The following is a 23,405-nucleotide window of genomic DNA, read 5'->3' as shown; positions in this document are numbered from 1 at the left end:
CACTTCGGTAAAAGGAATAATTGGCGAAAGATAGCATCACCTTACCAAGGCGAGAAACCGGGAATCGCCGGATCAAGGCCTGCGTCCGGCGGAAGGCGCCAAAAGGAAGGCCGTCAAGACGCCGACCAGCATGGTTGCTCCGAACGCCTTGACGGCGGCGACATCGCTGAGCGCAAGCAGGCCGAAGGACAGCAAGGTCGTGATCATGGCCAGCCACACCGAGACCAGGGTGACCGGGTCATGGACCTTGTCCTCGGCGCAAAACACGCCGTAATCGGTGCCGATGGACAAGACCAGGACAAGCGCCATGGCGCCAAAAAAGCTGAAGCCTAAACCGGCAAGCGCCAATAGCGGCGGCGTGGCGATGATGGCCGCCAAGGCCGGTGCCAGCACCCTGACCGCCCCACTTCGCCCATAGCGCCAAACCAGGACCGGCACCATCAGAACCGTGGAGACCGCCAGCAACATCAGGGCACGGTGCCGATAGGCTTCCAACAGCCGGCTGATATCGCCGACCGGATCGATCAACCGCACACCCTCCAAGCCCTGGGCGGCCATGCGAAGCGCATCCGTGTCGGCTCCGCCGTCCAAGATGACCGCATGCATCGCATCGTCCAGGATCAGGCTGTCAAGAATGGGCAAGGCCCCGACGCTGCGGATCATAGCCAGATCGAGAGGTGTATCGGAGACGGCGACCGCCTCTATCTCCGCCATGCCCAACCGAGCCCGATAGGCGGCGAGATGGGGATCGATCAGCGCCGTTTGGACCAATCGCGCATTGTCCGCCTGCCGCCGGAAAGACGGCACGAACCGGGCGGCGGACTGCCAGCCGGTCAAACCGGAAAGTCTGTCGCCCAAGGCTTCTTCCCGTTCCAGCACCTGCTGTTCTGATTCCCCTTGCACCAGAAAGAAGCGGGTATTCTGGCCCAGACCGGTCAGACGCTGGATGGCCGACTGCTCGGCCACCAGGACCGGGGACAAGCCTTGCTGACGGCGGACATCGTCGTCGGGTTCAATCCGCGTCATCCCCCAGACGGTCAGCAAAGCCAGCAGCGCCAAGACCGCCTTGCGGGCAACTTGGAAACGCGCCTCGGACCAAAACCGCCACAGCGCCGCCGCCATGGCCGCCGCCTTGGAGTTCAAGGACCGGCCTGGGGCGCGGTCCAAGAGCGGAAACCAGAGCAGGACGGTCAGAAAGGAGCCGATCAAGCCGACGGCGGAAAGCAGAGCCACCTGCTTCAATCCTGGAAAGGGCGACAGCGCCAGGCTTCCATAGCCGATCACCGTGGTGACCATGCCCAAGGTCAGGCCGGGAAGCACATGCTTCAATCGCTGTGACGGTGCGGTACGCACCGTGAAGACCTGCCCGAAATAGAGCAGGGCATAATCCACACTGATACCGATCAGGCTGGCGCCGAACAACTGGGCCGCCACATGGACCGATCCGAACAGCCACAGACATGCCGCCAGCGCCGTCAGCAATCCCGTCCCGATGGCCAGCACCGACAGAACCAGGGGACCGACGGAGCGGAAGGCCAGCAAGACCAGCAAGACCGTCCCGGCCATGGATATGGCCCCGACCCGCGAGGATTCGGCGGTTGCCTGTTCCGCCCCGGCCTGGGCGAAGAACACCGCCCCCAGGCGAAGCAGCGCGACGCCGGACGGGGCCTGGACCGCCTCGACAAAGCGACGCTGAAAATCCAAGGCATAGGGCTCGCCCGCCAACATCACGCTGACCAGAACCCAGGTGATAGGACCATCCGCCACGCTGGGCATTCCCCCGTCCATGACCAGGCGATTGGCCGGAACCGGAAGATCGCCCAGGAAAGCGGGAAACAGCATGAAGGGATCTCGGGCAAGCAGCCGGGAATCCGCGACGCCGCCAAAGCCGAAAATCTGCGATAAGGCTCGGGTCACCAACGGCTCGCCCTGCCCCGCCCCCAGTCGTTGCCGGTCCGGCTCGGACAGCAGTCCCGCCCGATGGGGGAAATAGGCGGCGCCCAGGCGCCGGATGGCGTCCTGATCGGGAATGTCGGTGTTGGGCTTGATCAGGCCCGATCGCAGCAAATTCCGGCGCAGGTTCAGGGCCTCGGCCCGCGCCACCTCCCGGCTTGGATGTCCCACCAGGATGACGGCCCGCCCCGCCAGGTTTTGCGCCATGCGATCCTTGGCCGATTGCAAGACGGGATCCTGGTCCTCGCGGGGCAGCAGCGCCAGGATATCGGTTTCCAATCGCAATCCCTGGACGGATTGCACCGCCACATAGCCCAGGGCGGCCAGTACCACCAGCAGCCAGATCAGGGCCAGAACCCGTCTCATTTCAGCAAACCCGCCTCGGCGGCATCCAGGGGGCGGGTATTCAGAAGTTGATCGCTAAAGCGCAGCCGGTCGAAATCGCCATTGGGCTTTCGGATCTCCACCCCATCGACGAAGCGGCCCAAAGTGGCGGTGATGCCCGCGATCTGGGCGCCGGTGCGGTCATCGTCTCCCTTCGGTGTCAACGTCACCGTATTGCCCGCGCGCCCGACGACGAAAACCCCATCAAGGGCATGCCAATCCCCGGCCAGGGCACCGGCCATCATGTCGTAGAGCCGTGACAAAAACGGCAGCCGGGACGCGGCCAGACGGGTGGTTTCCGTCCCATTGACCGATTGCACCAGCCCGGCATTGGTCACCACGGTGGTGACCGCGAAGGGTGTCTGTGCCCGCCAGATCAAGCCGCGTCCCGGCGCCACCACGAAGTCCCCCTCGGAACGGATGGGATTGGCGAATCCTTGCATGTGGCGTTCCTGGACAAAGCGTCCGCGCAAGATATCGCCATCCTTGAGCACCGCCGGATCGGCCAGGACCGGACCGGATATCAAGAGCAGAAGCAGCGCCAGAACAGCCCTCATGGCAGCAACCTCTTCACCCGATCGACCAAGGCGGCGGGACATTCAATGCACAATTCCTGGGTCTTGGCCGCCACCGCCAATTGGATGGTACTGGCCTTGGTCAGGACTTCGCCCGTTGCCTGATCCCGGATGCGGTAGTCGACCCGCAGGCGATTTTCGTATTCCACCAGCTTCGCCTCCACCGTCACCGTCTGGGCGAAGCGGATGGGCCGCACATATTTCAGCCGCATATCCACGATGGGCCATAGATACCCCGACTGTTCCATTTCCACGTAGTTGTAGCCGATCAGGTTCAGCAAGGCGCAGCGGGCCTCTTCCAGAAATCGCGGGTAATTGCCGTGCCAGACCACCTGCATGGGATCGAGGTCGTAGAACTGCGCCGTCACGGTGATTTCCGCCGTTATCATCGGGCTTGGCCTCCGGCCCAGAAGTCGAAGAAATTGTACCACTGCCAGGGTTCCTCGCGGCATTCCCGTTCCAGCCTGCGGGCATAGCGCGCCGCCAATTCAGCCATGGCGGCCTCTCTGTGCCCCCGAACCAATTCCACCTTGGCGGCGAAGGGTTCCAGCGCCAGACGCCAATGTCCCGGCCGGTCGCGCCGACAAAACAGCAGATGGACAGGGCATCCCAGCAGACCGGCCAACAGCCAGGGGCCTTGCGAGAATTCCGCTTCGGCACCCAAGAAGGGTACCCGAACCGTGCGCCCCGCCGAAAGGACAGGAACCCTGTCACCGGCCATGGCCACCCATTCGCCCCGCTCGATGCAATCGCGCAGCATGATGGCGGTTTCCGGGCCGATCTCGGTGACCTGGATCATCCGGGCCGCCGCCTCGCCCCGGTGGCGGGCCAGCAGCCGGTTATAGTTCTCGGCATGACGGGTATGGACCAGAACGGTCAACCTTCGCCGAATGCACGGGTCCATCAGGGCGTGAGACAACTCGGCATTGCCGTGATGGGACACCACCAGCAGAGCGCCCCTCGGATCGGCGACCATGGCGGCCAGCCGCGCGGGATCGTCCACCGACATGGCATCCGGGCCAATGGCGCCGGTCCAGGCGGCAAAGGCATCCAAGGCCCGCCCGGCGAAACTCATGGCATGGCGCAAGCCGTCCACAAGACCGGGTTGCCGCCCGAGCGCCCGAGCAAGATAGTGCCGCGATGCCCGGCGCTGCGACGTCCCGGTGGCGAAGAAGTAGGCGACAATGGGCGCCATCACCCAGGCGCAGGCCGCACGCCCAAGAACGCGATAGGACAGCGCGACGAATCGCAGCCCCCACAGGGCTCCGCGCTCCCCCAGCTTGGCCCAGTGGGAGCCTCCGATCACGGGCGGACGATTGGCCAGCACCGACGGCAAATGAGTCAGCATGTGGAAGACGAGCTTTGTGTGCATCCAACTGATCCGCGCATTGTCCTTCCAGACATGGAAGTTGGATGTGTTGTCGCTCGGATAGGTCACCTTCACCGGAATCATGACAGGCGCCACCCCCCGCCAGAACAGCCGCACGATGATGTCGGTATCGAAATCCATGCGCTGGCCGACCCGCTCTTTCGCCAGCAAATCCATGCAGGGCGACAGCGGATAGACCCGGAACCCGCACATGGAATCCGTAATCCGCAGTGACAGGGTTTCCACGAAAACCCACAGATGGGTGATCCAGCGCCCGATCTGGCGGCCCTTGGGCACCGTCCCATCATAGACCGGCGCGCCGCTGACCACGGCCGCCGGATTGGCACGGGCGGCTTCCAACAGCCGGGGCAAGGCATCCAGGTCGTGCTGGCCATCGGCATCCACCTGGACCGCGTGGCTGTAGCCCCCCTCCACCGCCAGGGCGAATCCGGCCAGCACGGCGACACCCTTGCCGCCATTGACGGCCAATCGCGCAACCACCACCCCTTGGGCCGGATCGTGAAGGGCTTTGATGGCGGCGGCGGCCTCGGCCTTGCTGCCGTCATCCATGATGAAGACCGGCAGGCCTTCGTCGCGCAGGCGCGCCACGATGGCGGGCAGGGCCTTCCAGTGATCATGGCTGGGGATGACGGCGCAGAATTTCATGACAGATAGACCGTGCCGCTGGAATAGCGGATGGCGCGATCACGATATTCGAAGGTCAAGCGCCCCTTGGCCCGGTCATGGCGCAGGATCAGGGTCGGCGTGTCGCCCGCCGTCATGACGGCCTTGAACTTGATCTGAAACTCACGGGCGGCGGGCAGATCAAGCATCAATTCCGTCCGGGCGAAGTGGAGCGCCCAGTCCACTTGCACCACCCCGGGCAGAATGGGATGGCCGGGAAAATGCCCCTGGAACCAAAACAGGTCCGGGTCCAATTGAAGGTCGATCTCCACGTCGTCGGCCCCGGTTGAGCGGAGCGCTGAAACGGGGGGGAGGCGGGGCGCATCTTCGAACAAGGCCGCCATGTCGCGAGCGCGCCGCTTGCCCATGGTGGCCATGGGCATGGTCTCGACGAATCGCCAGCGCCGCGGCAGGCCCGCCGGTTCCAGACCGGCCGCCGCCGCCTTGCGCAGCAGACGGCTGAACCTGAAGGCGCCAAGCCTGTCCAGATGCTCGCGCCCGGCGTCACTGGGCACCACGACGGCGGCCAGGGCGGGTTGATGGCCTTCGAGGACAAGAACCGATGCCGATTCCACCCCCTCCAGGGCGCCCAGGATGCGCTCCACATCATCCAGGTCGATCCGCTTGCCCTCGATCTTGGCGATCCTGTCGGCGCGTCCGCGCAAATGAAAGCGCCCATCGGCCTCCAGATCGATCCGGTCGGCCAGGGTGACGGTCTGGCCAAAGGCATCCAGTTCCAACAATCCGGCCCCATCGCGCCGGACACCATAGCCCGGAAGAGCGCTCCAGGCCCCTTCCCTCCCGTCCCTGGTCCGGGTGGCGACGGCGCCGGTCTCGGTACTGCCATAGATCTCGGTCACGGGCACCCGCAGCAGACCCCGCGCCGCCGCCGCCGCCGCCTCGGGCAAGGGCGCACCGGCGGACAAGACCAGACGGGGGGAATGCGCCACCGGCTCCAGCCCGCCCAGGCGGGTCAAGTGGGATGGGCTGGTGACCAGAATGGCGCCGGGCGGCAGATCGGCCAGCACATCTTCCCACAGATCATGCTGACGCGTGAAAAATGGCCTTCCGGCCGCCAAGGGCCACAGCAATTTGAAGGTCAGCCCATAGACGTGCTGATGGGGGACCGTCGCCAGGGTGGGCGCGCCCGCCAATTGCCTCCCCCACAGGGACTCCAGGGCGGCGATCTCCATGTCCATCTGAGCGAGACTGCGTCCGATACGCTTGGCCGCACCGGTGGAACCGGAGGTGTGGAACTGAAGCAGCATTCGGTCCGCCACCGGGGCCATGCCCCATTCACCCAGGCTTGGGACGAAACCGTCGTCGATGATCCGGTCCACCTCCCCGGCGAGTGCCGCCAGGGTCTCCGGCTGGGTATTGGCCGCCACGATCACGCTGGCGCCATTGCTCAGAAGCGCGAAGAGGCACACGGCGAAGCGCCAGCTGTCCTGGCATGCCAGCGCCACGCTTCGGCAGGCGGCAAGCTCATGGGCGGCACCGCCGACCTCGGCCTTGAACCGCCCCCAGGTCAGACGCTCGCCCCCCCGAAACGCAACCACTTGATCGGGCAGGAACGGCGCCGCGTGCAATCGAGCCAGGGGGGTCATGACGATGTCAGCCTTCGCCGCACCAGGACGTCCCCCACGAACAGCGCCCCCATCAGGATATAGCTGATCAGTCCGTTATAAAGCGCCCAAATCACCGTATCGCCCCAGGCCAGGGTCAGGCCCGAAATCATGGCGTTGGCCACCAGGAAGGCGGTCCAGACCATGGTCAATTTGCGCATGTAGCGCCGGGCCGACGGGCTGGGATCGGGATTGGTCAGACTGGCGAACAACTCGATCAGGCTGGGACCGTCGCGCAGGGAAAAGCCAAAGGCGGCGGCCATGCCCAGGCTCATCAAGATGGGATAGGCCAAGGCCGCCAGGGTCGCGTCCGCCAGGGCCAGGCCACCGGTGGCGACCGCGACCGCAATCAATATGGGCACCAGAAAGCGGGTGGCCGCGGCGCCCCGGACCACGCCGAGTCGCGCCCCCACCAGAGCCAAGGCCATCATGACGATAGCCAAGGCCGGGACACGGCCCAGCAAAAGATAAACCATCAGCGGATAGGCCGCCCCCAGAACGGCCAGGATCACCGGAATGACGGAACGGCTATTCGGTAAGAAGGTCATGAACGCGGTCCACCACGTCGGAGACCGTGCGCACCGTCTTGAAGGCCTCGGGCGAGATCTTCTTTCCGGTCAGGTCTTGCAGGCGCACCACCAGATCAACCGCGTCGATGCTGTCCAGGTCCAAATCCTCGAATAACTTGGCCTGCAAGGTGACGCGCTCGGCCGGGACTTCGAACATCTCCTGGAGATAACCGGACAGGGTGGTGAAGATTTCGTCTCGGGTCACGGCGCATTACCCCCATTGCTCCGAATGAAGGCGGCCAGCGCACGGACAGTCGCGAAATGCGCCCGTACCTCATCGGAAACGGTTTCGATCTTGATGCCATAGGTCTTGCGGATGGCGACGCCCAATTCAAGGGCATCGATGGAATCGAGCCCCAAGCCCGCATCGCCGAACAAGGCCTCGTCGCTGCCGATATCCTCGGGCGCCAAGTCCTCCAGCATCAAGGCCGAAACGATCAACCGCTTCAGCTCACTCTCCAGATCATCCATGCCCCAGCACTTCCCGGTAATGAGTCTCGATGAAGGATACCAATTTACGGACCGCCACCGACCTGTACTGCTGGTCCAGGAACTGACGGATGTCCAGGCATTGCCCCACGGTCAGCCGAAACACGGTCCGCCTCTCGGCCACCTTCCACCACGGGTTGCCTTTGTGCAGGGCCGACGGCTCGCAGTCAATCCTCAGCAACTGCACATCCGCCCTGGCCAGGGTGGCGATATTGGCAAATCCTCGGTGAAACGGCTTCCAGTGTCCCTTGATCGTCCGCGTGCCTTCGGGAAAGACGATCAGATTATTGCCCGCCCGCAAGGTGGCGACACAGGCCGCCATCAGAGCCTCCGGCTCCAGATCATTGGGAATGTAGCCTGCGCCCTGGACGGTAAGGCGGAAGAATGGATGGCGCAACAGCCCGGCCTTGACCACGCATTGGGCATGGGGCAAGGCGGCCATGATCATGACCACGTCCAGCAATGACGGGTGGTTGGCGATCACCAAGGCGCCGCGCAATTGTTCCAATTGCTCCGCCCCGATCACTTCGATATCGGCGACGCGGAAGGCCTGGATCGCGGCGCAATAAAGTTTGAAACTGGCACGGATCACCGATTGGATACGCCGCTGCCGCGCCAGGGGATCTCGGACGAAAAGCACGATGACGGGAAACACGGTCAGGGCCAGAAACGAGCCGCCCAGGCCGATCACCGCCAGGAATAGTCCCGTGCCCAGGCACCGCCAGCCCCGATCCAGTCGTTCAAGCAACACGGCGCCAACTCCAACGCCCGGATCGGCGCGCGGATTCGCCTGACCCAAGGAAATCCAGGAACTCTTGCGCGATGCCCTTTTCGGCGGCGATACCATCATCTTGAGCCCGCACCATGGCGACGGCCTCCCCGTCGCCGCCCGGAGTCAGCAAGACCGCCAAAGCCATGGCGGGTGGGTCGGACTCGCTGATGGCCGCATAGCACGCGGGCAGCGGCTCGTCGAAATGGATCAACAGGACGGGCGCCATGTCTTGACCGACGGAAACGGCGGCTTCCAACAAACCATAGGCAAAGGACTCCTCACCGGCCGCGATGGCGGTGTGACCGGCCCGATTGGCCGTGGCGATGGACAGCAAGCCGACCAGTGCATGGTGGACCGAGAGGCTGAATTCCGCAGGAGAAACACTGCCATCCTCGGCGAGGGATATGAGCAATCCATAGGTCCGCTGATACTCACCATGGCGCGAACTCAATACCAGCCTCGGGGCCGCGCCCTGGGGCAGAACGGCCCATGCGGCTTCCAGCGCCTTACGTCCGCAGGCGCTAACCCGCCGCTTCAAGCTGGCGGGAACCGCGTTCCGCTCCTCGTCCTGGACGGTTCCGGACAAGGCCCAGGCATCGCCTGTCCAAGCCGCCCAGCCTGCTATATTAAAAGTGATATGGTCAGCCATGTTCCGCATGAGGCAAAGCGCGAGAAGCGCCGGAACGGTAGCACGGCAAAGGGAATGAGTGAAGTCATGACCCTCCTATACATCCATTCGGTGGGCAGTTCCGAGGCATCCGTCTTGGTTGAAAGCCACGCCACCCCCGCCGACCGGACTCGCCATATAGGGGCGAAGGCTCAACAGAGCGTGCTTGGACGTGCCATGGTACGCCGCCTGATCGAAGATACGACAGGGCTATCGGGGCGGGACTGGATCATCAAGACCGATGGCAATGGGCGCCCTTTTGCCGTTGACATCCACGGTCGGCCTGGGCCGGATTTTTCCATCAGCCATTCCGGCCCCTGGGTCGCCTGCGCCGCCACGGATCGCGGCCGCATCGGCATCGACATCGAGGTGCTTGGCGTCGACCGCTCAGTTCAGGAGATTGCCGCCACCTTCTTTTCGCCGGAGGAGCAGGATCTGATCGAAATCGAGGGACCGACCGCCTTTTATGATTTCTGGACCATCCGAGAAGCCATCGGCAAGGCCGACGGAGGAGGATTGGCCGCCGCCATGGCGGTCAATGGCGCAGCTTTGATGGGGGCTCGCCATCAGACCTCCCGGCTCGAGATGGACGGCACGTGCTGGTCAATCCACCATTCCCACCGCCACGGCCTCAGCATCGCCCTGGCGACGACGGTCATGGACGGAACTTGGGACATGGCAGATGGCCATGAGGCGCAATAGATCGCCAACGGGCTGGCGATGGCCGGACACCGCCTTGATATGAGCGACGAGGTCGGCGACCATGCCCCCCTCGATGGACTGCCGCTGATGATTCCCAGCCACTTCACGCACCCCATAAAAATGCGCCATTGCAACCCAAATGAAAGCCGGTTGACGAGATCGCCAATCAATACCTATCGCCGTGCATGGCGTTTCTTTTCGTTACAATTATTTCCATTCACTTGGTGATATCACTATCATGTAAATGACCATGACCGTTTCGTCCGGTGGGGAGTGAATGGGGAAAGAGCAGAAAGTGACAGATGGCCAGCCCGGCGCCCGTTTGGGGCAGCCGCAGGAAGCCTATGTCGCCTTCGCCTTCGCCGCCGCCGACCTGTTGATGGAGTCCGATCATTCCGGGCGCATCATCTTTGCCATCGGCGCCTCCATGTCCCTGGTGGGACGGCCTGCCCGCCTGCTGGCCACCATGACGCTGCCGGAGCTGATCTGCCCGGAAGATCAATCGCGCGCCTCCAACGCCCTGAAGCGCATGGCAAAGGGCGAGCGGGTCCGCCATACTTTGTTGCATGTGGCGCTGCCCGACGACGGCGGCAGCGTGCCGGTGGCGTTGTCCGGCTATCCCCATCCCGACCATGAGGGCCGCCTGCTTCTTGTGCTGACCCATAGCGGCACCATCATGTCGCCCTCCATCAAGCGCAACGAGGAAGGCTTGCTGGGCCGCGAGGGCTTCGAGGCCCTGGCCGGCAGCCTGATCAAGGAAAGCGCCAAGGACGACGATGATTCCTATCGCATGACCTTGCTGGATCTGCCGGAACTGGCCGATCTGCGCACCAAGGTCGGGGCCGAGGCCACCGCCGGTTTCATCAACCGCTTCACCGAATATCTGCGCCAGTGTTCGGTGGGCGGCGATGCCGCCGCCGATCTGGGAGATTCCAAATACGGGCTGATCCACGGCCCCGACGTGTCGTCCCTGGATATCGAAGCCACCATCGCCGATCTTGCCAGTTCGGTCATGGGGGCCAAGTTGCATCCCTCGACCACCAGCGTCCAATTCAACACCGACGGCATTTCCTCGCAAGAGGCCACCAGCGCGCTGATCTATACCCTCAACCGCTTCAGCCAGGACAGCGGCGCCACCATCCAGGAACTGTCGAAGATGGCGCAACCGTCGCTGTCGCTGACGGTCAGCAAGATGCGCGAGGTCAAGCAGACCATCGGCAGCGGCGACTTCCAGCTGTATTTCCAGCCTATCGTCGATCTGTGGAGCAATGCCGTCCACCATTTCGAATGCCTGGTCCGATTTGGCGGCAGCGGCGCCTCGCCCTACAATACCGTCGTTTTCGCCGAGGATACCGGCCTGGTCGGTGAACTGGACCTCGCCATCCTGACCCGCGCCATCGCCTTCATGCGCGAGGGCGTCGGCGCCGAGCCCAGCATGCGCTTCGCTGTCAATCTGTCGGGGCGCACCCTGTCCAGTTCATCCCTGGCCGGGCGGCTGCTGCGTCTGATCATCGGGGCGTCGGACCTTCGTGGCCGCCTGCTGTTCGAACTGACCGAATCGGCGGCGATCTCCGACCTTGTGGCGGTCAATGCGGTGATCCAGGAAATCCGCGGACGCGGCCATCCCGTGGGAATTGACGACTTCGGTGCGGGTGCCGCCGCCTTCCATTATCTGCGCGGCCTCAAGGTCGATCACGTCAAGATCGACGGAAGCTATGTGCGCGAGGCCTCCGGCAAGGGCGACAGCCTCCCTTTTCTGCGCGCCATCACGCAATTGTGCCGCGAGCTCAAGATCGCCACCATCGCCGAGCATATCGAGGACGAAGCCACCGCCAATCTGCTGCGCGTCTACAACGTCCGCTACGGCCAGGGCTATTTTTTCGGCAAGCCCATGCAGCCATCCAAGAAGCAACCCGGCAACAAGGCCCCGTGGATGACGCCCGTCACCCAATGGCGCAACGGCCTTTTGTTCTTCAGCGGAGGAAGCGGAGCGGGATCGGGATCTTCCAGCGACGGTTCATGATTGATCGCCGCGTCACTTCGGAGTATGTGGAATTACGTAACCAGAGAGTGCCCTGAATTGGCCTGGACCCCGGACCTGAGCGTTGGAAATTCCGTCCTCGACCAGCATCATCAGAAGCTGTTCCTTCTGCTCGATGAAATCATCAAGGTCGAGGAAAATGCCGCAGGCTTCGATGCCATGGCGAATATCATCTCCGAGTTGAACAGCTACATCAGCTATCACTTCACCGAGGAAGAGGGGATGATGGCGAAGGCGAATTTTCCTTTTCTGGACCTTCATCGCCATTCCCATCAGACCATCGCGCAGCGGGTCTTGGAAATCGCCGGCCTGCTCACCCCCGACAACTACCGTCGCATCGCCGCCGAACTGCATACCTTCATGACCGGCTGGCTGGTGCATCATATCGAAATCGAGGATTTCGAGTACCGTCCCTATATCTGCACGCCTTGATCCGACGCCAGTCGAAGGTCACATGGCCGCCCCGCCCCTGGCGCGGTTGTGCGCCCATGCGGTTTGTGGCACCGTCACTAGACCCGACGTTTCATGAGGTGATTGATGTTCGATCCGACGGACAGGAACAATGCCATCGACCTCGAAGTGAACGAAAGGCTGCGGCGCACCCTGGCTTTGGTGCTGGCCGGCGGCCGTGGTTCGCGGCTGATGGATCTCACCGACTGGCACGCCAAGCCGGCCATTCCCTTCGCCGGTAAATTCCGCATCATCGACTTCACCTTGTCGAACTGCATCAATTCCGGAATCCGCCGCATCGGAGTTCTGACCCAGTACAAGGCCCATTCCCTGCTGCAGCACATCCAGCGCGGCTGGGGCTTCCTGCGCGGCGAGTTCAACGAGTTCATCGAGCTTCTACCGGCCCAGCAGCGCACGGTCGGCGAAAACTGGTACAAGGGCACCGCCGACGCGGTTTACCAGAATCTGGACATCTTCCGCGCCCACAAGCCCGAACATGTTCTGGTGCTGGCGGGAGACCATGTCTACAAGATGAACTACGGCAAGATGCTGGCCCAGCATCTGGCCAGCCAGGCCGATGTCTCGGTCGCCTGCATCGAGGTGCCGCTGGAGATCGCGCGCGGTTTCGGCGTCATGGCGGTGGACGACGACGACCGCATCATCCGCTTCGACGAGAAGCCCGCCCATCCGCAACCCATGCCGGGCCGCCCCGACATGGCCCTTGCCAGCATGGGCATTTACATCTTCAACGCCCAGCTTCTGTTCGACATGCTGGGCCACGACGCGGTCAATCCTGGTTCCACCCATGATTTCGGCAAGGATCTGATTCCGGCCCTGGTCAAGACCCATAAGGTGGTGGCCCATCACTTCCAGCATTCCTGTGTCATGCATGACGGCGCCCGCGAGCATTATTGGCGCGACGTGGGCACCATCGACGCCTATTGGGAAGCCAATATCGACCTCACCACGGTGACGCCCGCATTGAACGTCTACGACGAGAACTGGACCATCTGGACCGATCAGGCCCAGTCGCCTCCCGCCAAATTCGTCTTCGATTCCGACCATCGGCGCGGCATGGCGGTGGATTCCCTGGTGGCGGGCGGCTGCATCATATCGGGCGCCACCGTGCGCCGCGCCATGCTGTTCTCCAATGTGCGGGTCAACAGCTATTGCGTGGTGGAGGATTCCGTCATCCTGCCGGGCGTCGATATCGGCCGCCATGCCAGATTACGGAAATGCATCGTCGATCAGGGCTGCGTGGTGCCGCCGGGCCTCGTGGTTGGCGAGGACGCCGCCCTGGACGCGGCGCGATTCCACCGCACCGAAAAGGGCATCACCCTGGTCACCCAGGCCAAGCTGAAGGCTTTGGAGGGTTAGATGTTTAGAGTTTTTCGCACTTAAAAAGTCGAAAACCTCTCAAGCCCGAGCGGCGCGTGAAGCGTTCAGGCACGGCTGCCCGGATTTTGCGGGTGTATTTGGATCACGTCACCATCTCCGCCACCTTGGCGATAATGCGCTCCGGCGACGGGGTCGGATTTTCGAGATGGGGATAGGCGCCGGGCGAGCGGTCTTCCAGGCCGATGGCATGGACCATGATCCCGGACGCCTCCATCAGGTCATAGGCGATGGAGCGCGCCGCGCCGCAGGTCTGGTAGGTGGCGTCCACCACCAGCCCTCGGCCACAGGCTCGCAGCGCCGCCAGGGCCTGGGGCGATGGGGCGAAGGGCTTCAGCCAGACCAGATGGATCAGGTTGCAGGCGATGCCCTGGGCGGCCAATCTTTCGACCGCCTGCAGGGCGGTGAAGCGGGCCGAACCCATGGCGAAGACGGTCAGGACGGCGTCCTCGCGGATGATATCCGGCAATTCGCGCTCGGTCTTGTAGCTGGCCCGATGCTCGCTCACCAGCACGGGATCGTCATGGGTGATGAAGTGATCCCACACCGACTCGTATTCACCCGGCGTCATGGGGGCGGCCACCGGCAGTTCCGGCGCATGCATGAAGATGGAATGGAAGGAATGGCTGTGGACCGGGCCGGTTCCGCTTCCCTCGGCGGCGATGGCGCGCACGAAGACCGGGCAGCCATAGCCGAACATGGATTTGGACTTGGCGGCGTAATTGACCAGCGGGCTGGCGTTGAGCCACAGGAAGCTTTGGAAGCGCAGAACGAAGATGGGCCGCCGCCCGGTCAGCGCCATGCCCACGGCAAAGCCTGCCCCGGCCACGTCGGTCATGGGCAGTTCCACCATGCCCTCGGCCTGGGCCGGCACCGTATTTTGCACCCAACCCACCGCCGATAGGCACTGGCCCATGACCACGCCGTTATTGTCGGCGATATGCGCCCGCGTCAGCTCGCGGATCGTATCCGCAACCGTTCTTGCCATTTGGCCTCCACCAAATCACGGGCCTCGGCCTCGATGCGAGCGGCCTGCTCGCCGAGGCCCAGTGCCGCCAGCTTTTCCCTTACCAGATCGAAGCGGTTCCACTCTGGCGCGCCGTCGCTGCCGATGCCCACATGCCAGACGTCGCGGCAGGTCCGTACATTGATCAGGGCGGGCAGCCGGACCATCAGGGTCTCGGCCCAATGGGCCACCAGCCAGGGATCGTCGGCGATGTCGACGGCCTCCAGCCCGAACCCCCGCGCCACCTGGGCCAGATCCCAGCCGCGCCGGTCGCGCGTCGGGGTCAGCACCGACAGGTCGTTGTCCTCGCAGACGAACAGGATGGGCAGCTTGCGGCTGGCCGCCGTCCCCAGGCTGGCCAGCACGTAGTCCTCCTCGGCCGCCCCGTCTCCGAAGAAGGTCACCACCTTGCGCGCCTCCCCCGCCATGGCCATGCCGACCGCGACGGGCACCTGATCGCCGATCAGGCCGCTATGGCCGACGATGCCCTTTTCCATGTCGTGGATGGGCGGCGAGCCCCCCATGCCGCTGCTGCAGCCCGAGGGCATGCCGAGCAATTCGTCGATCAGCCGCTCCATGTTGCCGCCGAACGACAGATAGGTGCCGTGGCCGCGATGCTGCCCCAGAACCCAGGCGCCCTCGGCATGCATGGAAATTCCGGCGGAAATGGCTTCCTCGCCCAGGCACAGATAGATCAGGGTGCGGACATCCTGGTCCGCCTGGGCTTGGCGGGCCCGAGTCTCGAAGGCGCGGGTCAGCGCCATGCGGCGAAACAGCGCCAGCGAGAACTCAGGGGTTGCCCGCTCCGCCAAGCCTGGGATGGCGCCAAAATTGGGGGTGCGCGGGGAAGACGAATGGGTCATGGGTCAACCGGCAAGGTGATGGGCGAGATTGATGATGTCGTCGTCGAGGATCAGCTTCTTCTTGGCCGCCATGTCCTTGAACTCGGCATAGAAGCGGTCGAAGGACGGGGCACTGAGATCGATGTGAAGCGCGTCGAGGCGCTGCTTCAGGGCATGCTTGCCCGACAGCTTGCCGAGATCGAGATTGGCCGCGGGCGCGCCCACATCCTCGGGCCGAATGATCTGATAGGTGTCGGCATTGCAGATCATGCCGTGCTGGTGGATGCCCGAGCCGTGGCGGAAGGCATTGCGGCCGACGATGGCCTTGTTGGGCGCCACCGCCATATGGGCGAGCCGCTCCACCATCTGGCTGGCGGCGGTGAGATGGGTGGTGTCGATATCGGCCTCGACGCCCCATTGGCCCGGCCGGGTGCGGATCGCCATGATCACTTCCTCGAAGGAGGCGTTGCCGGCGCGCTCGCCGATGCCGTTGATGGTGCATTCCGCCTGTCCCGCCCCGGCGGCCAGACCGGCCAGGGTATTGGCGGTGGCGAGGCCGAGATCGTCATGGCAATGCACCGCGATGGTGGCCCGGTCGGCGCCGGGCACGTTCGCCAGCACGCCGGAAACGATGGCGGCGTAGTCCATGGGGGTGGCGTAGCCGACGGTGTCGGGGATTTCCAATGTCCGCGCCCCATTGTCCAGCGCCACCTTGAAACAGGTGTAGAGGAAATCCCGGTCGCTGCGGGTGGCGTCCTCGGCGGCGAATTCCACGTCGTCCACCAGCGAGCGGGCATAGGCGACGGTGTCGGCGATGCAGGCCAGGGCCTGATCGCGGGTCATCTTCAGCTTGGCTTCCAGGTGCAGGTCCGAGGTCGCCAGAACCACCTGGATACGCGGCCTTGCCGCCGGGCGCAGCGCCTCGAAGGCGGCGTCGATATCCTTCTTCTGGGCGCGGCACATGGAGCAGATCACCGGCCCACCAGGGCCACCCAGCTCGCGGGCGATCAGGTTGACGCCCTTCCAATCCGACTCGGAGGAGACGGCGAAACCCGCCTCGATGATGGGCACCCGCATGGCCGCCAGTCGGCGGGCGATCTCCAGCTTCTCCTCGGGGAAGAAGTTGACGCCGGGCGACTGCTCGCCGTCGCGCAGCGTGATGTCGTTGAAGGCGATCTTGCGCATGGCCATGGGGCGTCTCCTCACGCGCTCTTGCGGTCGTGGTGACGGCGGCTCAGCGTGCTGGCCGTCATCTCGCGCACATGGGCCATGACAGCGGGGCCGAACTTGCGCTCCACCAGACGGAGGTAGTCGGGATTGGCGAAATACTCGTTGAAGGCGGCATCGCGGAAGTCGAGCACCTGGATCGCCGACAGGGTCTCGGTGGGCAGCGGCAGGCAGTCATAGGAATGCTGGGAATAACCGATCCAGCCGGGACCGCCGGGATCATCGGGCAGCGCCCAGCCCTTGGCCCGGGCCACCTGGTAGAGCGGCGAGCCGGGATAGGCCATGGCGCAGTAGAAATTGGCCCATTCGGTGTTGAGCGACAGGGCGAGGTCCAATGTCTGGCGCATGGTGCCCAAGGTGTCGTCGGGCAGGCCGAAGATGTAATTGGCGCCGATATTGATGCCGGTATCGCGGACGCGGGCGATGGTCTCGACGATGTCGGCATTGCCGAAGCGGCCCTTGGTGACACCGTCGCGCACATGGTCGGAGGCCGATTCCACCCCGATGCCCAGCCAGTTGAAACCCGCGCGGCCCAGCTTCGCCACCATTACCGGATCGTTGAGGGTATCGACGCGGGCATAGGCCCAGATGTTGAGCCCGTAATTCCGCTCGATCAGCCGGTCGCAGATATCCTTGATGCGGCGGGGATTGAGCACGAACATCTCGTCGGGAATCTTGATGTTGCGGATGCCGTAGCGCTCCACCAGCAGGTCGATCTGGCCGATGATGGTGTCGGGACTCCACACCCGAAGGCCGGAACCGCCGAAGGGCGCGTTGATGCAGCAGAAACCGCAGCGGAACGGGCAACCCAGGCTGGTCTGCAGCGAGGCGTAGGAGCCCCGGCTGCCGAGATCATGGAAGCAATGCCAGTTATGGGCGCGGTAGCGGCTCATATCCAGCAGTTCCCAGGCCTGACGCGGCAGTTCCGCGTCGAGATCGGCGATCACCGGGGCGCTGGTGTTGCCCCGTAGCGCATCGCCGTCGCGGTACCACAGGCCGGGCACGGCGGCGAGCGCCCCCCTGCCCTTCAGATGCTCCAGCAAGGCGAGAATGGTGTGCGGCCCCTCGCCCGCGCAGACATAGGTGTAGGGTTCCTCGCGCAGGGTCCGCTCCGGCAGGGCCGAGGCATGGGTGCCCAACACCAAGGTGGCGCCGTCGAAGCCAAGCCGGGTCAGGGCATCGGCCACCTTGCGCGCGCCCGGCATGCATTGGGTCGACGCCGAGGGCTGCTGGCCATAGACCACGAAGACGGTCAGGCGGGCGTCGGCCTCCGCGATGCGGGTCGCGGTCTGCTCATGGGTCAGCCCCTCCGCCTCGGCGTCCAGCATGGCGACCTCGCAGCGCCGCAGCAGCAGGAACTGGGCAATCAATCCCGACCAGACCGGCGGCTCGATGGCGGCCAGATCGCTCGCCAAGCCCTGATAGACCTGGAGTCGGCTGGGCGGCGTGACCAGCAACACGTCCATCACAGCGTCTCCGCCAGGGCGACGAGCCGCCTGACGCCTTCATGCACGTCGAGCACCGAACCGCAGGTGGCGATACGGATATGGCTGCGAAGACTGGGATCGAAGCTGCTGCCCGGCGTCACCGCCGTCTGCTGCTCCTCCAGCAGCCGCTGGGCGAAGGTGAGGTCGTCAAGACCGCAGGCCGAGATGTCGAGGAAATAGTAGAAGCCCGCCTTGGGCGGCACGAAGCTGATGCGGTTGGTGCCCTGCAGCGCCTGATCGCACCACTCGGTCATGGAGACGCATCGCTCGCGCACGCTGGCGGTATAGTCCTCGATGCAGTCCAGCGCCGCGACGCAGCCCAGTTGGGTGAAAATGGGCAGGCACGATACCAGGGTGGAGACCGACAGGGCGAATTTCTCCGCCACATCGGGATGGGCGATGACGAAGCCGATGCGGTAGCCGGGCACCGAGAACAGCTTGGAAAACGACGACATCACCACCAGCCGGGGAAGCTCCAGCCCGCCCAGGGAATGAAACGGACGGCCAAAGCTGATCTCGCCATAGGTCTCGTCGGACAACAGCCAGATGCCCAAACGGTCGCATTCGACGGCAAGGCGCTCCAATGGCTCGCGTCCATAGACGGCGCCGGTGGGATTGTTGGCGGAATTGACCACAATGGCCTTGGGGCGCGCCGCCAGGGCGCGGGTGATCGCCTCGTCGGTCAGGTCGTAGCCGGTTACGAGGTCCAGCGTCACGCCTTCCACCTGCAGCCCCATATGGGTGGCCGCCGCCCAATAGCTGGGAAAGGCGGGGGTGAAGAACACGACCTTGTCGCCGGGATCGCAGACCAGATCGAAGAACTGATTGATGATCAGATTGGCCGGGCTGACCACCACATTGGCCTCGGTGATCGTGTGCCCCCAGGCGCGCTCTCGCAACTGGGCAATGGCTTGGCGCAGGGCGGGATGACCGGCCGATTGGGTATAGCCGACCTCCTGCTCGATCAGGGCCTGGACGGTGCGCGACAGGATGGCGGGCGGCGGCGGCAGGCGGGGATTGCCCAGTTCCAGGTGATAGACCTTGGCGCCCTGGCTCTCGATCCGGCGGGCCTGTTCCAACACGGCGAACATCTTCTGGCCCATGAGAGCCCGTCCCCGTACCGAGAATTGCAAACTGGCGTTCACCTTGGCTGCTCCAAATGCCTCCTGTCGCATTATATGGCTGCAATTTATTAACGAACTTACCAATAAAGTCATTCGTGATGGCATATAGATTATATTTTTAAAGTCATATTCAGCGTACTTATAACATTCGTATATACTAAAGGACAAGTAGAGGAATGGTGACGCGACGGTTGATAACGTCCATCTTCAAGGACAGCCCGGTTCGGAGGGTCATCCTGATCGCGCCGCCGGACGTGGAAGCGTCGCTGTTCAGCTTCGCCACCTGCAAGCGTGGCCGCTACACCAATTACGAACCCTATGGGCTGGGAATGCTGGCCGGGCGGCTGCGCGACATCGGCATCGAAATCCGCATCCTCAATCTGGCGTCATCGGTCCTGCGCGCCGCACGGCTGGCCGAGCGGGAGAGTGATTTCGACTATGACGCGGTTTGGCGGGGCGATCTCGCCGACGCCGTCAGCGATTTTCAGCCCGATCTGGTCGGCGTCACCTGCATGTTCAGCCAGACCCATCCCATGCTGGTTCGGGTCTGCGCGGACGTGGCCGCCCTGGCCCCAGCCCTCCCCATCGCCGTCGGCGGCGTCCACGTCACCAACGCCTTGGCGACTCCGGCGACGCGGGCGGCACTACTGGCCGATCTGCCCATGGTCTCTCTGTTCTTCCGCCATGAATGCGACGAGGCCTTCCCCACCTTCGTCAGGGTGGTCAACGGCGAATTGCCCGATGATTCGCTGGCCCAGGTGCTGCTGCGCCATGGCGAGGAAGAGGCGGACTTTTCCCAACGTCAACGGCCCGGAGTGGAGACGCTGGACGCGCCGCCCGCCCACGACCTGATGCGCCCCGACGAATTGTCGCGCTGGGGCAAGGTGGGGGCCTATTTCTACATGCTGCCGCCCGAGACCCGCTTCGCCACCGTGCAGTCCAACCGAGGCTGCCGCGCCCAATGCACCTTTTGCAGTGTGCGAAATTTCAACGGCATGGGGGTGCGGCGGCGTTCTCCCACTTCGGTGGCCGACGAATTGGAATGGCTGCGCGATGATTTCGGGGTTCGCCATGTCATGTGGCTGGACGATGATTTCCTCTACGACAAGCGGGCGACCCTGGCCCTGTTCGACGAGATGGTTCGGCGCAATCTTGGCATGACCTGGGATTGCACCAACGGCGTCATCGCCGCGTCCTGCGACGACGAGGTGGTCGCCGCCGCCGCCGCCAGCGGCTGCATCTGCCTGTCGCTGGGCATGGAATCGGGTAACCGCGAAATCCTCAAGCGCATCAAGAAACCCGGCACGGTGGAGAACTTCCTGGCCGCCGCCGAGGCCATCCGCAAATTCCCCCAGATCTACAGCCGGGTCTTCCTGATCATCGGCTTTCCCGGCGAGACTTTCAGCCAGATTGCCGACACCGTCACGGTCGCGCGGCAGATGGGGCTGGACTGGTATCAGATCCAACTGTTGCAACCGCTGCCCAACACGCCGCTGTTCGATTCCATGGTCGAGGACAAGCTGATCAAGCCAGAGGATTTTAGCGGCGTGCGTTATGCCGGCGGCACCTTCGGCAAGAACGCAGGCAAATCGGCCGGTGGCCGCGACATGCTGGCCCGCGACTTCGACGGCGTCTTCAGCTCCCACCGGCTGGACGAGGTGCCCTCTCCCGCCGACATGGAGGATATCTGGGCCTATATGGTGGTCCACCTCAACTATCTGCGGCTGGAGGCCGAGGACCGCCCCATCAAGCTGGAGCAGTATCTCGGCAATCTGGAATATGTCAGCGACGTGGTGGCGCCGGGCGACGCCCTGGCGCTGCACTTCCGCCAGCACCTGCTGGCCAAGCTGGACCGCCCCGCCAGCCCGGAGATCGCCGCCCGCCTGCGGAACTTGCTGACCACCCAGCCCTACTGGCAGGAGCGCTTCGCCCAGTTCGGCTGGCCGATGGAGATAGCATCGTAATGCCCACAGCCGCCGTTCTTGCCGCCGTCGCCACCGGCTGGATCTATGACGAAGTGGCCGAAAGCGTCCAGCCTCGGATGCTGGCCTGGGTGGACGACTGGTTGACCGGTTCGGATCAATCTTCGATCATGCTCTGGCTTCCGCTGGCGAATTGGCTGAAGGGTGTTGGTTGCTACGACGCGGAAATCCATCTCTGTCGGCAGGCTCTTTCCATTGAAGGCGATCTCATTCCCGTACAGCTAAGGCTGGCGGAGGCCTTGATCCGGATGGGAACAACGCCGAAGCCGAGGCCCTGCTGCGCAGGCTAAAAGGCCCTCTCGGCCTTCGCCTGGAGGTTCTGATTCTCCTGCTTCGACTGCCCGGCCTTGCCGATGCCGACTCGCTGCTGGACGAGTGGGAGGCATTGGCCGCGGCCAACGGTGACTGGAGCGACCGTCATGGCGATTTGGTGAAGCGGCTGGTCGGGCTCGGCCAGGGTGACCGCGCCAAAGCCTTCCTGTCCCGCTGGACCGAGCGCTGGCCGATCTCTACCGCCCATCTGATGGATATGGGCGTCATGGCCATGCTGACCGGCGCCAGCGCCATTCTCAATATTTCGGCCCACAGCCCCAAGGATCATCTGATCACGGGGCGCGTATGGGAGACGCTGGCCGCCGGCGCGCTGCTGGTGGAACAGGACAACCCCTCGACCGCCAAGTTCTTCCCCCCCTATCGTCACTATCTGCCCTGGACCAATGTGGAAGACATCGTCCACATCGCCAAATTCATCAAGCGGCGGCCGGATCTGGCAAGACGGGTGGCTGACGAAGGACACGCCTGGGCCAAGCGGCATTACGGCGTGACGGCGTTCTGGACCGCCCTGCTCGGCCACGCCCTGCGCCCGAGGAGCGAAGCGGACATGGCCGGGGAGTTACAGGCGGCTCAGGACTGGTTCGCCACGTTGTTTTCCTGAATGCTCGACGCACTGCCGAGATGTTGATACGTCGGCGGAGTTTCCATGACGGAGACGAGGTCGGTGCTGATTTCAAACCAGCCGCCCACCATGATGCCGTCATCGGACTCGAGCACCTGGCGACAGCATCGCGCGGCATCGACCAGACGTCCTTCAGAATGGGCGGCCATGCCCGCCCGCAATTCCGTTTCCAACTTCATCGCCTGCGACCCGCCCCTGACGGTTACGCCGGAATGGTCGGCAGCAGGGCCTCGATATTGGCCCTCATGGAGGTTTCCTTGGCAAAGCGACCGAACAACTGGGCGGCCCGGGCGGCCCGTTTGGTCTCGTCGGCCATCAGGTCCAGGCAGGTTTCGGCCAGGTCTCCATAATCCGCCGCCTGGGCATAGCGATAGAGGCTGGCCAGAGGACTGGTGTCGAAAGTCTCGGCGACCACCAGTGTCCCACAATGCAAGGCGGCGCAGATGCGCGACGGCGACATGTACCGCACAACCTTGCCTCGACGCATGTCCAGGACCATCTTCGATCGCCCCAGCATGTTCCAGCGAATGTATTCCGGCATGTCGCCGAAGGTGGCCTGGACGCGGGCGCCTTGCTCAAGCAAGGTCTGCACCACCGGGCCGCGCCAGGCGTTCAACTTGCCGTACAGCATGACGTCGATGCCCAGGTGGCGGGTCGGCGCCAAGGTCAGGGTCGGACAATGTCCCAATGGCAGGAAATGGGCCGGCTGGCAGTCGGGAAACAACCGGGCGTAATCATCGACCGGCACGATCGACCAGATGAAGTCGAATAAGGGCATCGCCTGGCGCATATTGTCCAGGCGGGTTTGTTCGCCCGCTTCACCCATCGAGATGGTGTCCGACAGATCTTCGGTGCCGATCAGTCCCAGCACCAGATCGCGGCCGAACTGACGCCTGGCTTCGGCCAATTCATCGACCAGCGTCATGTCGGGGAAGTACTCGAAAATCAAGTTGACCCATGGCCGTGGCAGCAGATGCTCGTATTCGAACTGGACTTCATGACCGCCTTCGATCATCCCGGCACAAATCGGACGGATGATGTCCTCAAGACTGGCCAGCCCGGTAACGTGATGGTTCTTAAGAAAAATATTAAAATGCATGGGGGTAT

24 protein-coding genes are annotated in these 23,405 nt (G+C 63.8%); 7 read left to right on the top strand and 17 right to left on the bottom strand.

Translation table 11 applies throughout. The annotated features are described in order from the left end of the window. Positions 1-72 precede the first annotated feature (72 nt). Genes CU669_RS16225 through CU669_RS16180 form a run of 10 tightly spaced genes read right to left on the bottom strand, consistent with a single transcriptional unit; the run spans position 73 to position 9,069 of the window. Positions 73-2,319 carry an MMPL family transporter gene (locus tag CU669_RS16225; RefSeq protein WP_112146615.1) on the bottom strand — a complete coding sequence of 749 codons (2,247 nt, stop codon included), beginning with the start codon at positions 2,317-2,319 and terminating at the stop codon, positions 73-75. Further along, positions 2,316-2,894 (bottom strand): outer membrane lipoprotein carrier protein LolA, encoded by a 579-nt coding sequence (locus CU669_RS16220; RefSeq protein ID WP_112146614.1) that lies wholly within the window; start codon positions 2,892-2,894, stop codon positions 2,316-2,318. Before CU669_RS16220 ends, CU669_RS16225 begins: the two co-directional genes overlap by 4 nt. Further along, positions 2,891-3,301, bottom strand: coding sequence for an acyl-CoA thioesterase (locus tag CU669_RS16215; protein WP_112146612.1), 411 nt, complete (start codon positions 3,299-3,301; stop codon positions 2,891-2,893). The genes CU669_RS16220 and CU669_RS16215 overlap by 4 nt, the downstream gene beginning before the upstream one ends. Next, positions 3,298-4,947 (bottom strand): glycosyltransferase family 2 protein, encoded by a 1,650-nt coding sequence (locus CU669_RS16210; protein ID WP_112146610.1) that lies wholly within the window; start codon positions 4,945-4,947, stop codon positions 3,298-3,300. Before CU669_RS16210 ends, CU669_RS16215 begins: the two co-directional genes overlap by 4 nt. Next, positions 4,944-6,572 carry an AMP-binding protein gene (locus tag CU669_RS16205; protein WP_112146608.1) on the bottom strand — a complete coding sequence of 543 codons (1,629 nt, stop codon included), beginning with the start codon at positions 6,570-6,572 and terminating at the stop codon, positions 4,944-4,946. Before CU669_RS16205 ends, CU669_RS16210 begins: the two co-directional genes overlap by 4 nt. Beyond that, a complete protein-coding gene (locus CU669_RS16200) occupies positions 6,569-7,138 on the bottom strand; it encodes a COG4648 family protein (protein WP_146747758.1) in 570 nt (189 codons plus the stop codon). The genes CU669_RS16205 and CU669_RS16200 overlap by 4 nt, the downstream gene beginning before the upstream one ends. Further along, on the bottom strand, positions 7,119-7,364 hold the full coding sequence (locus CU669_RS16195) for an acyl carrier protein (protein WP_112146604.1): 246 nt from the start codon (positions 7,362-7,364) through the stop codon (positions 7,119-7,121). Before CU669_RS16195 ends, CU669_RS16200 begins: the two co-directional genes overlap by 20 nt. Beyond that, positions 7,361-7,630, bottom strand: a complete 270-nt coding sequence (locus tag CU669_RS16190; RefSeq protein ID WP_112146602.1) for a phosphopantetheine-binding protein — start codon at positions 7,628-7,630, stop codon at positions 7,361-7,363. The genes CU669_RS16195 and CU669_RS16190 overlap by 4 nt, the downstream gene beginning before the upstream one ends. Next, positions 7,623-8,399, bottom strand: coding sequence for a lysophospholipid acyltransferase family protein (locus CU669_RS16185; protein ID WP_161539689.1), 777 nt, complete (start codon positions 8,397-8,399; stop codon positions 7,623-7,625). Before CU669_RS16185 ends, CU669_RS16190 begins: the two co-directional genes overlap by 8 nt. Further along, positions 8,389-9,069: a beta-ketoacyl synthase chain length factor gene (locus CU669_RS16180; RefSeq protein ID WP_275667821.1), complete on the bottom strand. Its 681-nt coding sequence runs from the start codon at positions 9,067-9,069 to the stop codon at positions 8,389-8,391. The genes CU669_RS16185 and CU669_RS16180 overlap by 11 nt, the downstream gene beginning before the upstream one ends. Positions 9,070-9,135: 66 nt before the next feature. Between CU669_RS16180 and CU669_RS16175 the strand changes: the two genes are divergently transcribed. The 4 genes from CU669_RS16175 to glgC all read left to right on the top strand — a co-directional run bounded on the left by CU669_RS16175 (position 9,136) and on the right by glgC (position 13,657). Next, positions 9,136-9,789: a 4'-phosphopantetheinyl transferase family protein gene (locus CU669_RS16175; RefSeq protein WP_161539687.1), complete on the top strand. Its 654-nt coding sequence runs from the start codon at positions 9,136-9,138 to the stop codon at positions 9,787-9,789. A 295-nt stretch (positions 9,790-10,084) separates the two neighbouring features. Further along, entirely contained in the window at positions 10,085-11,812 is a 1,728-nt protein-coding gene (locus CU669_RS16170) for an EAL domain-containing protein (RefSeq protein ID WP_239988751.1), read from the top strand. A 57-nt stretch (positions 11,813-11,869) separates the two neighbouring features. Then, positions 11,870-12,262 carry a bacteriohemerythrin gene (locus CU669_RS16165; protein ID WP_239988750.1) on the top strand — a complete coding sequence of 131 codons (393 nt, stop codon included), beginning with the start codon at positions 11,870-11,872 and terminating at the stop codon, positions 12,260-12,262. Between the two features lie 105 nt (positions 12,263-12,367). Further along, positions 12,368-13,657, top strand: a complete 1,290-nt coding sequence (glgC, locus tag CU669_RS16160) for a glucose-1-phosphate adenylyltransferase (protein ID WP_112146591.1) — start codon at positions 12,368-12,370, stop codon at positions 13,655-13,657. A gap of 103 nt (positions 13,658-13,760) precedes the next feature. Here glgC and CU669_RS16155 read toward each other — a convergent pair whose 3' ends face one another. From CU669_RS16155 to CU669_RS16135, 5 genes are read right to left on the bottom strand one after another with little or no spacing between them, the layout of a single operon-like run. Next, positions 13,761-14,663 (bottom strand): transketolase C-terminal domain-containing protein, encoded by a 903-nt coding sequence (locus tag CU669_RS16155; RefSeq protein WP_112146589.1) that lies wholly within the window; start codon positions 14,661-14,663, stop codon positions 13,761-13,763. Next, complete coding sequence (locus CU669_RS16150) at positions 14,627-15,544, bottom strand: thiamine pyrophosphate-dependent enzyme (protein WP_112146587.1); 918 nt, start codon at positions 15,542-15,544, stop codon at positions 14,627-14,629. The genes CU669_RS16155 and CU669_RS16150 overlap by 37 nt, the downstream gene beginning before the upstream one ends. Before the next feature lie 3 nt (positions 15,545-15,547). Beyond that, complete coding sequence (locus tag CU669_RS16145) at positions 15,548-16,714, bottom strand: 2-isopropylmalate synthase (protein ID WP_112146585.1); 1,167 nt, start codon at positions 16,712-16,714, stop codon at positions 15,548-15,550. Between the two features lie 11 nt (positions 16,715-16,725). Next, positions 16,726-18,216 carry a B12-binding domain-containing radical SAM protein gene (locus CU669_RS16140; protein ID WP_112146708.1) on the bottom strand — a complete coding sequence of 497 codons (1,491 nt, stop codon included), beginning with the start codon at positions 18,214-18,216 and terminating at the stop codon, positions 16,726-16,728. Next, positions 18,216-19,340, bottom strand: a complete 1,125-nt coding sequence (locus CU669_RS16135; RefSeq protein ID WP_161539686.1) for a pyridoxal phosphate-dependent aminotransferase — start codon at positions 19,338-19,340, stop codon at positions 18,216-18,218. The genes CU669_RS16140 and CU669_RS16135 overlap by 1 nt, the downstream gene beginning before the upstream one ends. A 212-nt stretch (positions 19,341-19,552) precedes the next feature. Between CU669_RS16135 and CU669_RS16130 the strand changes: the two genes are divergently transcribed. The 3 genes from CU669_RS16130 to CU669_RS16120 all read left to right on the top strand — a co-directional run bounded on the left by CU669_RS16130 (position 19,553) and on the right by CU669_RS16120 (position 22,277). Continuing rightward, a complete protein-coding gene (locus CU669_RS16130; RefSeq protein WP_161539685.1) occupies positions 19,553-21,325 on the top strand; it encodes a B12-binding domain-containing radical SAM protein in 1,773 nt (590 codons plus the stop codon). Continuing rightward, the gene (locus CU669_RS16125; protein WP_112146579.1) at positions 21,325-21,633 is read left to right on the top strand and encodes a hypothetical protein; all 309 of its coding nucleotides are present in this window, start codon (positions 21,325-21,327) and stop codon (positions 21,631-21,633) included. The genes CU669_RS16130 and CU669_RS16125 overlap by 1 nt, the downstream gene beginning before the upstream one ends. A 95-nt stretch (positions 21,634-21,728) precedes the next feature. Beyond that, entirely contained in the window at positions 21,729-22,277 is a 549-nt protein-coding gene (locus tag CU669_RS16120) for a glycosyltransferase (protein ID WP_146747757.1), read from the top strand. Here the strand turns inward: CU669_RS16120 and CU669_RS16115 are convergent. After that, the gene (locus tag CU669_RS16115) at positions 22,247-22,477 is read right to left on the bottom strand and encodes a hypothetical protein (RefSeq protein ID WP_112146568.1); all 231 of its coding nucleotides are present in this window, start codon (positions 22,475-22,477) and stop codon (positions 22,247-22,249) included. The two genes, CU669_RS16120 and CU669_RS16115, sit on opposite strands and share 31 nt — an antisense overlap. A 23-nt stretch (positions 22,478-22,500) precedes the next feature. Then, positions 22,501-23,405, bottom strand: a 905-nt coding sequence (locus tag CU669_RS21400; protein ID WP_161539684.1) for a CgeB family protein, incomplete at its 5' end; no start/stop codon positions are given.

It is taken from the genome of Paramagnetospirillum kuznetsovii, from assembly GCF_003284725.1.
Taxonomy (GTDB): Bacteria; Pseudomonadota; Alphaproteobacteria; order Rhodospirillales; family Magnetospirillaceae; genus Phaeospirillum; species Phaeospirillum kuznetsovii.
The sequence above is the reverse complement of the archived record's forward strand: the minus strand, read 5'-3'. Positions and strand labels throughout refer to the sequence as shown.